This window comes from Micromonospora taraxaci (assembly GCF_007830095.1).
GTDB classification, from domain to species: Bacteria; Actinomycetota; Actinomycetes; order Mycobacteriales; family Micromonosporaceae; genus Micromonospora; species Micromonospora taraxaci.
The window spans coordinates 582,042-594,496 of the sequence record NZ_VIWZ01000002.1 but is presented as its reverse complement, the minus strand read 5'-3'; the positions used below and the strand labels follow the sequence as shown (position 1 = coordinate 594,496).

13 protein-coding genes are annotated in these 12,455 nt (G+C 71.2%); 4 read left to right on the top strand and 9 right to left on the bottom strand.

Annotated features, from left to right (window positions below; translation table 11 throughout):
• Nucleotides 1–37: 37 nt before the first annotated feature.
• Complete coding sequence (locus FHU34_RS31940; protein WP_145786323.1) at nucleotides 38–481, bottom strand: hypothetical protein; 444 nt, start codon at nucleotides 479–481, stop codon at nucleotides 38–40.
• 40 nt (nucleotides 482–521) lie between these two features.
• Nucleotides 522–1,508 carry a 4-hydroxy-3-methylbut-2-enyl diphosphate reductase gene (locus tag FHU34_RS31935; protein WP_145786322.1) on the bottom strand — a complete coding sequence of 329 codons (987 nt, stop codon included), beginning with the start codon at nucleotides 1,506–1,508 and terminating at the stop codon, nucleotides 522–524.
• A gap of 143 nt (nucleotides 1,509–1,651) precedes the next feature.
• Here FHU34_RS31935 and xseA point away from each other — a divergent pair, with 143 nt between their 5' ends.
• Entirely contained in the window at nucleotides 1,652–2,884 is a 1,233-nt protein-coding gene (gene xseA, locus FHU34_RS31930) for an exodeoxyribonuclease VII large subunit (protein WP_244312069.1), read from the top strand.
• Between the two features lie 93 nt (nucleotides 2,885–2,977).
• Nucleotides 2,978–3,199, top strand: a complete 222-nt coding sequence (locus FHU34_RS31925; RefSeq protein WP_030328827.1) for an exodeoxyribonuclease VII small subunit — start codon at nucleotides 2,978–2,980, stop codon at nucleotides 3,197–3,199.
• A 177-nt stretch (nucleotides 3,200–3,376) separates the two neighbouring features.
• On the opposite strand, the gene FHU34_RS31920 is transcribed toward FHU34_RS31925, so the two are convergent.
• The 3 genes from FHU34_RS31920 to FHU34_RS31910 form a co-directional block, all read right to left on the bottom strand.
• Nucleotides 3,377–4,225, bottom strand: coding sequence for a hypothetical protein (locus FHU34_RS31920; RefSeq protein ID WP_145786321.1), 849 nt, complete (start codon nucleotides 4,223–4,225; stop codon nucleotides 3,377–3,379).
• 241 nt (nucleotides 4,226–4,466) lie between these two features.
• Nucleotides 4,467–5,279, bottom strand: coding sequence for a hypothetical protein (locus tag FHU34_RS31915; protein WP_244312068.1), 813 nt, complete (start codon nucleotides 5,277–5,279; stop codon nucleotides 4,467–4,469).
• 117 nt (nucleotides 5,280–5,396) lie between these two features.
• Nucleotides 5,397–6,044: a DUF4245 domain-containing protein gene (locus FHU34_RS31910; protein ID WP_145786320.1), complete on the bottom strand. Its 648-nt coding sequence runs from the start codon at nucleotides 6,042–6,044 to the stop codon at nucleotides 5,397–5,399.
• A gap of 159 nt (nucleotides 6,045–6,203) precedes the next feature.
• On the opposite strand from FHU34_RS31910, the gene glpX reads away from it, so the two are divergent.
• Both glpX and FHU34_RS31900 read left to right on the top strand, forming a co-directional pair.
• Nucleotides 6,204–7,235: a class II fructose-bisphosphatase gene (gene glpX, locus FHU34_RS31905; protein WP_145786319.1), complete on the top strand. Its 1,032-nt coding sequence runs from the start codon at nucleotides 6,204–6,206 to the stop codon at nucleotides 7,233–7,235.
• Complete coding sequence (locus tag FHU34_RS31900; protein ID WP_145786318.1) at nucleotides 7,232–8,203, top strand: DMT family transporter; 972 nt, start codon at nucleotides 7,232–7,234, stop codon at nucleotides 8,201–8,203. Before glpX ends, FHU34_RS31900 begins: the two co-directional genes overlap by 4 nt.
• Nucleotides 8,204–8,226: 23 nt before the next feature.
• Here the strand turns inward: FHU34_RS31900 and FHU34_RS31895 are convergent, their stop codons facing one another.
• The 4 genes from FHU34_RS31895 to FHU34_RS31880 form a co-directional block, all read right to left on the bottom strand.
• Nucleotides 8,227–9,864, bottom strand: coding sequence for a hypothetical protein (locus FHU34_RS31895; RefSeq protein ID WP_145786317.1), 1,638 nt, complete (start codon nucleotides 9,862–9,864; stop codon nucleotides 8,227–8,229).
• Between the two features lie 65 nt (nucleotides 9,865–9,929).
• On the bottom strand, nucleotides 9,930–10,898 hold the full coding sequence (locus tag FHU34_RS31890; RefSeq protein WP_145786316.1) for an NAD(P)/FAD-dependent oxidoreductase: 969 nt from the start codon (nucleotides 10,896–10,898) through the stop codon (nucleotides 9,930–9,932).
• A gap of 105 nt (nucleotides 10,899–11,003) precedes the next feature.
• Nucleotides 11,004–11,657 carry a rhomboid family intramembrane serine protease gene (locus tag FHU34_RS31885; RefSeq protein WP_145786315.1) on the bottom strand — a complete coding sequence of 218 codons (654 nt, stop codon included), beginning with the start codon at nucleotides 11,655–11,657 and terminating at the stop codon, nucleotides 11,004–11,006.
• Nucleotides 11,658–11,770: 113 nt separating this feature from the next.
• Nucleotides 11,771–12,448 carry an aggregation-promoting factor C-terminal-like domain-containing protein gene (locus FHU34_RS31880; protein WP_145786314.1) on the bottom strand — a complete coding sequence of 226 codons (678 nt, stop codon included), beginning with the start codon at nucleotides 12,446–12,448 and terminating at the stop codon, nucleotides 11,771–11,773.
• Nucleotides 12,449–12,455 lie beyond the last annotated feature (7 nt).

The window sequence follows — 12,455 nt, the reverse complement described above, 5'->3', positions numbered from 1 at the left end:
GCCCGGGTCGCCTTGAGCGGACCGGCCCCCGACGGCGTCAGGACCGGTGGGCGGCCGACACGACGAACGGCGTGCCCTGCTGGCAGGTGGTCATCATGCCGGGCTCCACCCGACCGGTGACCTCGACCTGCGCGCCGGGCGTCAGCACGTCACGGGGACCGCCGATCAGCAGGTAGCCGTCGAGCAGCACGCAGCCGGGCTCCACGCCGCCCTGCACGGTGCCGCTCAGGGTGGTCGCGCCGACTCCAGGGGGCGTGCTGGGGCCGCCCGGCTTCGGGGCCCTCGGAGTCTTCGAGCTGGCGGGCGGAGTGGGATCGGCTGTCGACGGCGAAGCGGTCGGGTCGGGCGTGGGCGGGCTGGTCACCGGCTGCGCTCCCGTCGGGGTCGGAGTGGGTGTGCCGCCTCCGGCGTCCTGGCTGCCGCAGGCGCTCAGCGCCACGCAGACGGCCAGCGCGGAGACGGCGAGCCGAAGAGTCCTCATGCCGAATCTGACGTACGCCGGGTCGGGTTCGTTCCCGCGTTCAGCCGCGAGCCGCGGCGGCCTTCATGTCCCGCTTCAACTCCTGCGGAAGCGAGAACGTGAGCCGCTCGTTGGCGGTGGTGATCTCCTCGACGTCACCGAAGCCCCGGGCGGCGAGGTAGGCCAGCACATCCTGGACCAGGTCGTCCGGGACGCTCGCGCCCGAGGTCAGGCCGACCGTGGTGGCGCCCTCCAGCCAGGCGTCGTCGATCTCGTGGGCGAAGTCGACCAGGTGACCGGCGCGGGCGCCCGCGTCCAGGGCGACCTCGACCAGGCGAACCGAGTTGGAGGAGTTGGTCGAGCCGACGACGATCACCACGTCGCAGTCGGCGGCGATCTCCTTGACCACGTGCTGCCGGTTGGAGGTGGCGTAGCAGATGTCGTCGCTGGGCGGGGACTGCAGCAGCGGCAGCCGCTGCTTGAGGCGGGCCACCGTCTCCAGCGTCTCGTCGACCGAGAGCGTGGTCTGGGAGAGCCAGACCACCTTCTCCGGATCACGGACGGTGACCTTGTCGGCACCGTCCGGACCGTCCACCAGCTGGATGTGGGCGGGGGCCTCACCGGCGGTGCCGATGACCTCCTCGTGCCCCTCGTGACCGATGAGCAGGATGTCGTAGTCCTCGGCGGCGAACCGCTTCGCCTCGTGGTGCACCTTGGTGACCAGCGGGCAGGTCGCGTCGATCGCCTTCAGTGAACGGGCCTTGGCCTGCTCGTAGACCTCGGGAGCGACGCCGTGCGCGGAGAAGATGACTGTGGAACCCTCCGGCACCTCCTCGTTCTCCTCCACGAAGATGGCGCCCTGGGCCTCCAGGGTCTGCACGACGTGCTTGTTGTGCACGATCTGCTTGCGCACGTAGATCGGGGCGCCGTAGAGCTTGAGCGCCTCCTCGACGGTCTGCACCGCGCGGTCGACGCCAGCGCAGTAACCGCGGGGCTTGGCCAGGAGCACGCGCTTGCCGGTCCGGGGGGTCGCCTCAGCCTCAGTCACCCGCCCATCCTACGTGCCCCCCTCAGAACCACCACCGAACCCGAACCCCCGCACCGCCCTGGTGATCAAGAGGTTTGCGTCAAAAACGCGCCCAACGCTGACGCAAACCTCTTGATCACCGGGAGGGTCCGTAGGGTGGGCGGGTGACTGAGGGTGGACGGGTGGGCGGCGGCGGGGCCAGCAGCGCTGAGGAGCCTTGGCCGGTGCGGGTGGTCAGCCAGAAGGTGGGGGCGTGGATCGCCAAGCTGGGCTGGGTGTGGGTGGACGGGCAGGTAGCGCAGATCAGCCGCCGTCCCGGAGCCAGCACCGTGTTCCTCACCCTGCGTGACCCGTCGGCGGATCTGAGCCTGACCGTCACCACCAATCGGGACGTGCTGGACGCCGGCGCGCCGGAGCTGCGCGAGGGTGCCCGCGTGGTGCTGCACGCCAAGCCGGAGTTCTACGCCGCCCGGGGCACACTGAGCCTGCGGGCCGACGAGATCCGCCAGGTGGGGCTCGGGGAGCTGCTGGCCCGGCTGGAGAAGCTCAAGAAGCTGCTCGCCGCCGAAGGGCTCTTCGACAGGGCCCGCAAGCGCCGACTGCCGTTCCTGCCCGGCCGCATCGGCCTCATCACCGGTCGCGCGTCGGCGGCCGAGCGGGACGTGCTGACCAATGCCCGGCGGCGCTGGCCCGCTGTGGAGTTCCGCACTGTCAACGTCGCCGTGCAGGGCCCGTCCGCGGTGCCCCAGATCGTGGACGCGCTCAGGGTGCTGGACGCCGACCCGACCATCGACGTGATCATCATCGCCCGGGGCGGTGGCGGCATCGAGGATCTGCTGCCCTTCTCCGACGAGGCACTCTGCCGAGCGGTGTTCGGCTGCCGTACCCCGGTGGTCAGCGCGATCGGCCACGAGACCGACGCGCCGCTGATCGACTACGTCGCCGACGTCCGCGCCTCCACCCCGACCGACGCGGCCAAGCGGGTCGTCCCCGACCTCACCGAGGAGGTACGCCTCATCGGCCAGGCCCGGCACCGCCTCGAACGGGCGGTCCGCAACCTGGTGGACCGGGAGACGCACCGGCTCGACGGGCTGCGGTCCCGGCCGGTGCTGGCCCGGCCGCAGGTGATGGTGGACCAACGGGCGACCGAGCTGACCGCGTTGCGTCAGCGGGCCGGCCGCTGCCTGGAACACCGGCTCTCCGCTGCCGACGACGACCTGCGGCACACAGTGGCGCGGCTGCGTGCGCTCTCCCCCGCCGCCACCCTCGACCGGGGGTACGCGATCGTGCAGCGCGCCGACGGCCACGTGGTCCGCGCGGCGGCGGAAGTCGGCAAGGGCGACCCGCTGCGGGTACGGCTGGCCGACGGTGAGCTGGCCGCGACGGTGGACGGCTGAGCGGCGACCCGGTGGGACGGTCGAGTGGCAGCGCGATGGAACGGCTGAGTGGCGACGCGGGGGGCCGGGGAGCGATGTGTTGAGATGGACGCGATGACTGACGACACAAAGGCCGGGCCGGACGAGCGGCTCAGTTACGAGCAGGCCCGCGCTGAGCTGGCCTCGGTGGTCGAGCGGCTGGAGGCCGGTGGCACCTCGCTGGAGGAGTCTCTGGCGCTCTGGGAGCGTGGCGAGGCGCTGGCGGTGATCTGTCAACGCTGGCTGGACGGCGCGCGGGCACGGATCGACGCCGCCCGGCAGGAGCCGGCTTCCTGACCGCAGGCTGGACCAGCACCGCCCGCGCCGGGAGCCGTCGCCAAGATCCGCGCAACATCCGAGATGGTGGTGTCTCCCACGTCCTGGAGGCAGCACCATCCGGGAAGTTGCGCGGATGCTGGGCTTGGCGAACAGCGACCACGGGTGGGGCAGCCGAGGCCGCCCCACCCGCGTACGTCAGTTGAACAGGTTGTACAGCTCGGCCGGGGCCTCGACGACCTGGTCCGCCGGCGGCTTCTGCGCGGCGGTGGCGGCGCCGTAGTCGGAGTACGTCATCTTGATTTCCTGGGCGGCGGTCTGCCCGGCGGCCGGCAACTGCAACACGAGCTCGCTGAGCCGACCCTGCGGGTCCACCTTCGCGGTGAACGGCACCGTCTTCGCCTGGGTACCCAGCGCGGCGATCGTCGCGGCGTTCAGGGAGCCGGCCTCGGCGGCCTTGGTGACGTCGATGGTGCCGGCGTACGCGCCGGTGCCGGTGCTGCGTACCTCGGTGATGCCCTGGGTCAGCACCGCGCTGCCCGCCGGGTCGACCTTGTCGAAGTCGAAGCCGAGATTGCGGTTGCCCTTGATCCGGGCCTGGTCCAGGTGCTGGTACTTGCCGAGGTTGAGCTGCTTGATGGCGGGCAGGCTGTTGGCGGTGGGGCCGCTCAGCTCCAGCTTGACCCAGCTGTCCGGCTTGAAGTGGATCACGTCGAGCTTCATCGCCAGGTCGGATGAGGGGCCGCCGATGGCGATCTTCATCGCGGCACTCTGGCTCGGCTGGTGCACCTGCCCCTCCACCGTCGACCCCGCACCGGCGAGGGCGAACCGGAAGTTGCCGTTGCTGATCTCCTTGGTGGAGTTGAGCAGCGCCTGCTTGGCGTCACCCGCCGCCGGGGCACCGGACGGGCTCGCCGTGCCGGACGCGGTCACCGTCGGGGTCGCGGTCGAGCCGGCGGTGCCGGTGCCACCGCTGGCGCAGGCGGCCAGGGCGGGCGTGATCAGAGCGGCGGCCACCAGGCCGGCGCCGAGTCGTCGGACAGTCATACGTGTCTCCCAAGAGGGTCACCCGACGACCTGGGCGGCGCCGGAAACCGGGCGACGCAGCAGCACCGTCGGCTGCGTCGCGCGATCCGGGCCGAGCAGCGCGCCCGGATCACTCCCTCTCTGTTCCCTGTTGACGCGTCGGACAATCACCCTTCTGTCCGGTTGTTGCTAAGCAACCGGCGCCGAGTGCGTCCGAGAGGCGGGGTCGGGGAGGCCGCTGGCCCCCCGACCCCCGTACCGACTACTTGAACATCTCGTACGTCTCGGCGGACGCCTCGACGACCTTGTCAGCCGGCGGCTTCTGCGCGCCGGCGCCGGTCCCGTAGCCCGAGTAGCCGATCTTCACCTCGTGCGCGGCGGCCTCGCCGGCCGCCGGCACGGAGATGGCCAGTTCGGTGAGCCGGCCCTGCGGGTCCAGCTTGGCGGTGAACGGCAGCGCCTTCGCCTGTGCGCCCAGGGCCTTGACGACCTCCTCGTCAAGGGCGACCGAATCGACGGCAGCCGAGATGTCGATCTTGCCGGCGTAGACGCCCTCGCCGGTCTTCTGCACATCGGTCACGCCCTTGAGCAGCGCGTCGCTGGAGATCGGGTCGAGTGACTCCGGGTCCAACTGCAGATCCTTGATGCCCTCGACCTTGGTCTTGTCGAGGTGCTGGTACTTGCCCTTGTTCTTCGCCACACCAGGGACGGCGCCCGCCAGGGCACCGCCGAGGTCCATCTTCACCCAGCTCTCGGAGTCGATGTAGACCAGGTCCATGTCGATCGACACGTCCTGTGACGCGTCACCGAACTTCATCCGGAACTGCGCACTGTTGCTGGGCTTGTGCACCAGACCGCCACCGGTCATCTCGGCACCCGCAACGGTGAAGGTGAAGTCACCCTTGGCCAGTTCCTTGGTCGAGGCGAGCAGAGCCTCCTTCGGGTCGGCCGGGACCGCTGGCGCGGAGGGGCTCGCGCCGGCGGTCGGCTCGGCGGCGTCGGACTTGCACGCGGCCAGGCCGGGGACGAGCAGGGCGGCGGCGAGGAAGCCGAAGCTCCACCGTCGAATGTTCACGAAGATCTCACTTCGAAGCAGGGGGGTACGTCCGGCGGCGACACCTGCCGGACCTGAGCCGGGGCAGCCTAACGGATCTTGATCCTCGCTCACGTCCGCCGATCGGTGGATCCCCCGTCAGCGCAGCGAGCCCGCCAACTCGCGCAGTTCGTTGTCCCGGGCGTCGCCGACGACGATCACCGTACGGTTCGGCTCCAGCAGGACCAGCGCCTGCTGGTTGTCCCGGGCCGTGTAGCGCTGCCAGTTGCGCCCGCCCAGCTCGGTGGGCCCCTGCGGCTGGGCCTGGCCGGTCAACTCGGCGGGCAGCAGTCGCTCCGCCGGCACGTTGCTCTGCAGGAGCTGGACACCCCGTCCCTCCGGGGTGAGATAGCCGAGCCGCAGGTTCGCGCCGCCCTCGACGGTCTGGTAGCGGGCGCTGACCGTCGACCAGTCGGAGCCGAGCCCTTCCGGCTGGCTCACCGGAAACACGTTCGCCGACCGGGCCTGCTCGATGGCCGGGGCCGGATCGACAGTGGTCGGCTGGTCACCACCGAGGAAGCCCCGGTAGAACGCCAGCAGCAGCGCGATCGGGACGAGCAGCACCAGCAGCGAGATCGCCATGTCCTTCGGCGAGCGCTCGGACTTGCCGGACGTCATTCGCGGCGGCGGCGTCGGATCGGTCGCGGCAGGCTCACCACCGGGGCCGGTGGGGGCGTCGACCGGCGGCTGACCGTCGGGCGGCGTGCTGTCGGCGGGGGCGCGGTCGGCTGGCTGTGCGGGTTCCACCCCTCCATCTTCGCAGCAGCCCGACCGGCGGTATCCGGGCCATCACCGCCCCGCGCCGACGCCGGGTCGGCCATCGTGTGAGGATCAGCGACAAAGCCGGCAGCGGGGACCGCCCCGCTACCGGTCGTCCCCGCACCGTCGCGAGGAGGAGCAACCGTCATGACGAACACCAGGACGCGGATCCCACAGGATCTCGACCGAAACCTCGCCCTCGACCTGGTACGGGTCACCGAGGCCGCGGCGATGGCCGCCGGCCGGTGGGTGGGTCGGGGCGACAAGGAGGGCGGCGACGGAGCCGCCGTCGACGCGATGCGCAAGCTGATCAACTCGATCCAGATGCGCGGCGTGGTGGTGATCGGCGAGGGCGAGAAGGACAACGCCCCGATGCTCTTCAACGGCGAACACGTCGGCGACGGCACCGGCCCGGAGGTGGACGTCGCGGTCGACCCGGTCGACGGCACCACCCTGATGAGCAAGGGCATGCCGAACGCGGTGGCGGTGCTCGCCGTCTCCGAGCGGGGCGCGATGTTCGACCCCAGCGCCGTGTTCTACATGGAGAAGCTCGCCGTCGGCCCGGCGTACGCCGACGTGATCGACATCAACGCCGGCGTGGCCGAGAACGTGCGCCGGATCGCCAAGGTCAAGGGCACCGACGTCTCCGAGGTCACGGTCTGCGTACTGGACCGCAGCCGGCATGACGACCTGGTCGCGCAGATCCGGCGGACCGGGGCGGGCATCCGGTTCATCTCCGACGGTGACATCGCCGGCTCCATCGCCGCCGCCCGGGGCGAGTCGGACGTCGACGTCCTGATGGGCATCGGCGGCACCCCGGAGGGCATCATCTCCGCGTGCGCGCTGAAGTGCATGGGTGGCGCGATGCAGGCCAAGCTGTGGCCGCGCGACGAGCAGGAGCGGGAGAAGGCGATCGCCGCCGGGCACGACCTGGACCGGGTGCTGGGCACCGACGACCTGGTCACCGGTGACAACTGCTTCTTCGTGGCGACCGGTGTCACCTCCGGGGATCTGCTGCGCGGGGTCCGCTACCGGGCGGGTGGCGCGTACACCCAGTCGATCGTGATGCGCTCCAAGAGCGGCACCATCCGGGTGATCGACTCGTACCACCGGCTGGAGAAGTTGGCGCTCTACTCCGCTGTCGACTTCGACGGTCGTCCGCTGGCCGAGCAGGAGTGACGAACACCGACACGGCGGCCCCGCAGGTCCTGTCGGCCACCCGCCGGATCACCGGTGTCGCGCTGGCATCGGTCTCCGGGGTCGCGGTGGCGGTGCAGTCGCGCATCAACGGCGAGCTCGGGGTACGCCTCGCCGACGGTTTCGCCGCCGCTGTGGTGTCCTTCGGCCTGGGCCTGGTGGTGCTCCTGGTGCTGGTGCCCGCCACTCCCGGCGGGCGGCGTGGCCTGGCCGCGTTGCGGCGCGCGCTCGCGGGCGGTGCGTTGCGGCCCTGGCAGTGCCTCGGCGGGATGTGCGGGGCGTTCCTGGTGGCCACCCAGGGTCTCACCATCGGTTCGCTGGGCGTGGCCGTCTTCACGGTGGCGGTGGTGGCCGGTCAGACCGGCAGCAGCCTCGCCGTGGACCGCGCGGGGATCGGGCCGACGGGCCGGCAGCCGGTCACCCGACAGCGGCTGGCCGGGGCAGGGCTCACCGTGCTGGCGGTCGTCCTGGCGGTCGGTGACCGCCTCGAGGACCCGGGCATGCTGGCGTTGGCCCTGCTGCCCCTGCTCGCCGGGGTGGCCATCGCCTGGCAGCAGGCGGTCAACGGACAGGTGCGGGCGGCGGCCGACAGCGCGTTGACCGCCACCCTGGTCAACTTCGCCGTCGGCACTGTCACCCTGCTCGTGGCGTTCGCGATCGACATCGCGGTACGCGGTTGGCCCACCGGGCACCTGCCCACCGAGCCGTGGCTCTACCTGGGTGGTCCGATCGGCATCGTGTTCATCGCCATCGCCGCCGCGATCGTGCGGTTCACCGGGGTGCTGCTGCTCGGTCTGGCCACCATCGCCGGGCAGATCGTGGGCGCGGTCCTGCTGGACGTGCTGCTACCCACAGCGGCCTCGCACCCCGGCCCGAACACCCTGCTCGGGGCGGCTCTGACAATGGTGGCCGTGTTGGTCGCCGCATTGGCCCCACCCGCCCGCCGCTGACCACCAACCGTCGGGGTCGGGGGTCAGTGCGGCGGCACCTGCTGGTGCGATTGAACCGGGTACGGCGGGTAGGGCGGAGTGGGCAGGTAGTAGGGCCTGTTCCGTCGACCGCGCGGCAGGGTCCGGTCGACCAGCCCGGAGATCCGGACGGCCAACAGCAGGCCCGGCACGGTGGCCAGGAGGGCCAACGACACCGCCCACCGGGTCTGCGGCGGGTTGCCGTACAACCAGCCGATCAGCGGCACTCCGGTGAGGAGGACGGTGAGCGCGAGGCCACCCAGCATCCAGCCGAACCAGCGTGCCGTCGCGCCCGCGTACCAGGCGCGGACGGACAGGACGATGGCCGGCAGGATGCCCAGCGGCAGGATGGCGAACAACACGAACGGCCCCGCGAGGAAGTCGTCGGATCGCTGCCAGAGAGCCGTCAGCACGAGACCCGCGAGCAACATCGGCAGGCTGCCGACGATCCCCCACGAGTTTTCGCCGACCGCACGGCGGATGGCCAGAGCGCTGGCGACCAGAGTGACCGTCGCTCCGAGAGTCAACGCGAGCAGGACGGCGAGCAGCAGATCCATCTGCCGGTTGCCGGGGCTACTGCCGTCCAGGCTGGGCGGATCCTCCCAGTGGATGGCGGTGCGGCCCTCCTCGAAGAGGAAGCCGTCGCGCTGCCACCCGCCGTCCGGCGGGCGGCGGAGGAAGCCGTCCCGGCCGTTGGCGACCAGCACCTCGTGGCCACCACTGGCGAGGGGATAGACGACCAGTTCCCGGGAGGCGAAGTGCCGGCCGATGTCGCCCGGGTTCGGTGAGCGGCGAGCCAGTGCCTCGCGCTGCCCGTCCGGCACCTCCCAGGCCACCCGCCAGGTGACACCGGCGTCGTCGCTCTGCTCCACCCGCAGGTGCCCGGTGACCACCCGGTAGCAGCGGCGGGAATCATCGGGTGCACAGGCCTGCTTGCGCGGCGAGTCCTGGTTGTTCAGCCGCTGCTTCTCGTCCTCCGTGGCTGCCCGCCAGGTGGCCGCGCCGCTGTCGCTGACCGCCCACTCTCCGTCCAGTGGACTGGTCGGCCAGTCCGACATGCTGTAGCCGCTGCCGACCGAGATCGCGGGCTTCCCGTCGAGCGTCGTGGCGCCTACGGCGTACGGGTAGTAGACGGCGCTGGTGGCGGCCACGGCCAGCACCGCCGGCGGCAGCACGACGAGCATTCGGGCCAACCGCGCGGCCCGTTGCCGCACCGGCCGCTCCCGGGCCCGCGTCCAACTCCACCAGGCCAGGCCGAGGGCCGGCACTGTGAGCAGGTCGGTCCAGTCGGCCCGGACCAGCGACGGTCCGGCCAGCACGGTCCAGGCAGAGGAGGCGAGCTCGGCCGCGTACCCGCTGGATTTGACGACCGCGAACCCGGCGCCCACCGCGACCAGGCCGGCCACCGCGGCGATCCGGGCCGGCAGCCGCGGCACCAGGAGGGTCAGCAGCACCGCGACCAGCGGCGGAGCGAGCACCAGCCCGGCGACGTCGCTCAGCTTGCCGGTCAGCAGCCCGGGAAAGGCGGGCTTCAACACGTGGTCGTTGACGACCAGCAGGACCAGGGCGAGCAGCGTGGTGGGGTGGCAGAGCCAGGACAGTGTCGTCGATGCGCCGTCGTGCCGTGCCTCGAGACCGGTCATCCCCTCAGGGTCCGGTGAGCGCGTCTCGGTCCGGCTACGGACTGGTTTGCTTCCGGTACCGACGGTCAACCTGCGTCGGAGGAGTGCCCCGGGAAGAGGTGTGCGCTCGGGTCGATCGCCACGGCCGCGTTGTTGACGGCTGTCGCGGCCTCGCCGAAGCCGGTCGCGATCAGCCGGACCTTGCCCGGGTATTCGGTGATGTCACCCGCCGCGAAGACCCTCGGCAGGTTCGTCGCCATCGCGCTGTCCACCAGAATGTGCCGGCGGTCCAGGTGGAGCCCCCACTCGGCGAGAGGGCCCAGGTCGGCGGTGAAGCCGAGGGCCGCGACCACGACGTCCACCGGCAGGGTCTCGGCCGCGCCGCCGCGCACTGTCACCTCTGCGCCGGTCACCGTGCCATCCCCGAGCAGCCGGCTGACCTCGGCGTTGACCACCACTCGCACCGGCAGCGACAGCACACGGGCCACCGTCGAGGCGTGTGCCCGGAACTTCTCCCGCCGGTGCACCAGGGTCACCGAACGGGCCAGCGGTTGCAGCGCCAGCGCCCAGTCGAAGGCGGAGTCGCCGCCACCGACGATCAGCACGTCCCGGTCGGCCAGCTCGGCGGGATCGGTGACGAAGTAGACGATGCCCGTGCCGGGAGCGCCGTCGGCGCACGGCAGCGGCCGAGGGCTGAAGCTGCCGAGCCCACCGGTGATCACGACAGCTCCGCACTGAAGCTGCTCGCCGCCGGCCAGACCGAGCACCGGACGACCATCGGAGTACGCGAGTTTCTCGGCTCGGGTGCCGAGCAGGTACTGCGGACTGAACGGAGCTGCCTGGGCGACCAGGTTGGCCACCAGGTCGCGGCCCTTGACGGCGGGGAAACCGGCCACGTCGAGGATCAGCTTCTCCGGGTACATGGCGGTGACCTGACCGCCTGGCTCCGGCAGCGCGTCGATCACCGCCACCGAGAGACCCCGGAACCCGGCGTAGTACGCGGCGAAGAGACCGGCCGGACCGGCCCCGATCACGGCGACATCGACCTCACGCATGGCGTACCGTCGCTTTCCGCTTACGGATCAACGCTTGCTGATCTCGACCGTAGGCGGGCGGCGGCGGTCGGGCAAGCACGTCCCAGGGGCGCGCCGGAGAATCGGTCAGGGCAGGCTGAGCGTGGAGCCCGAGTAGTCCGGACCCTCCACCGTCGGCCGCCGTCGCCGGAACAGGATCGCCGCGACGACCCCGCCGAGCAGCCCGAACAGGTGGCCCTGCCAGGAGATCCGCTCGTCGGTGGGGAGGATGCCGACCAGTTGCCAGCCGTAGAGCAGGCCGACCAGGAGGACGACGGCGAAGTTCCACCAGCTCCGCTCGACGATGCCCCGGGTGAGCAGGATGCCGAGGTAGCCGAAGATGACGCCGCTCGCGCCGACCACCACCGAGTTGGGCGAGCCGGTGAACCAGACGCCGAGACCGCTGACCAGGATGATGACGAGCGTCGACCAGAGGAACCGGCGGGCTCCGGCGGCCAGGACGAACGTGCCCAGCAGGATCAGCGGGATGCTGTTGCTGTAGAGGTGGTCGAAGCCGTGGTGCAGGAACGGTGAGAAGAAGACACCGTCCAGCCCGTCGATGCGTTGCGGGATGATGCCGGCCGTGGCGTCCAGGCCGAACGCGAGGCCCTGGTCCGCGGCCTCGATGAGGAAGAGGAACGGGACCACCGCGCACATGGCGACGAAGGCCCGGCCGAGCGCGGCGTAGAACGCCTCGGTGCCGAACCGGTAGGGGTCGCCACTTGACGGGTGCAGGGTCACGCTACAACTGCTATCAGCAAAAGCGGGCGACCGCCACTCGCGTCCCGTTCGAGCAGACCGGTGTACGCGCGACGGCGGGGCGGTGGCTTGCCACCCGCCCCGCCGTCGAACCGTCAGTAGCTGCCGTTGTTCTGGAAGTACGTCCAGGCGCCACAGGGCGTCTTGTACCTGCCCTTGATGTAGCTCAGCCCCCACTTGATCTGGGTGGCCGGGCTGGTCTGCCAGTCGGCGCCGAAGGCGCTCATCTTGTTGCCCGGGTACGCCTGCGGGATGCCGTACGCGCCGGAGGAGGAGTTGCGGGCCTTGTGGTTCCAGCCGCTCTCCTTGTTCCAGAGCTTCTCCAGGCAGGGGAACTCGGCGATGCCGAAGCCGCCGTCGATCATCAGCGCGCAGCCGATCTTCCGGTTGCCGCTGTATTCCTCGCAGGACGCGGGGATGGGCCCGTCGTACGGCTTCGCGGGAGCGTTGGCCGCGTCGCGCTCGCGCTTGCGGGACGCCGCGGCTGCCTCGGCCCGGCGGGCCCGCTCGGCGGCCTCCTTGGCGGCCTGTGCCGCGCGCAGCTTGGCCTGGTATTCGGCGGCCCGCTGCTGGGCGAACTTGACCTGGTTCGTGGCCTGCCGCTCGCGCTGGTACGCGAGATCGGCCCGGTCAACCTCGTGGCTGACCTGCTCGGCCAGGCCCTGTTGCTGGGTTTCCCGGTTTTCGCCCAGGTAGAAGCCACCGGCTACGCCCACGGAGAGCAGCGCCACGGCGGCCGTACGGGCACCCAACCGGCTCCACAGCCGACTCACGAAGTGG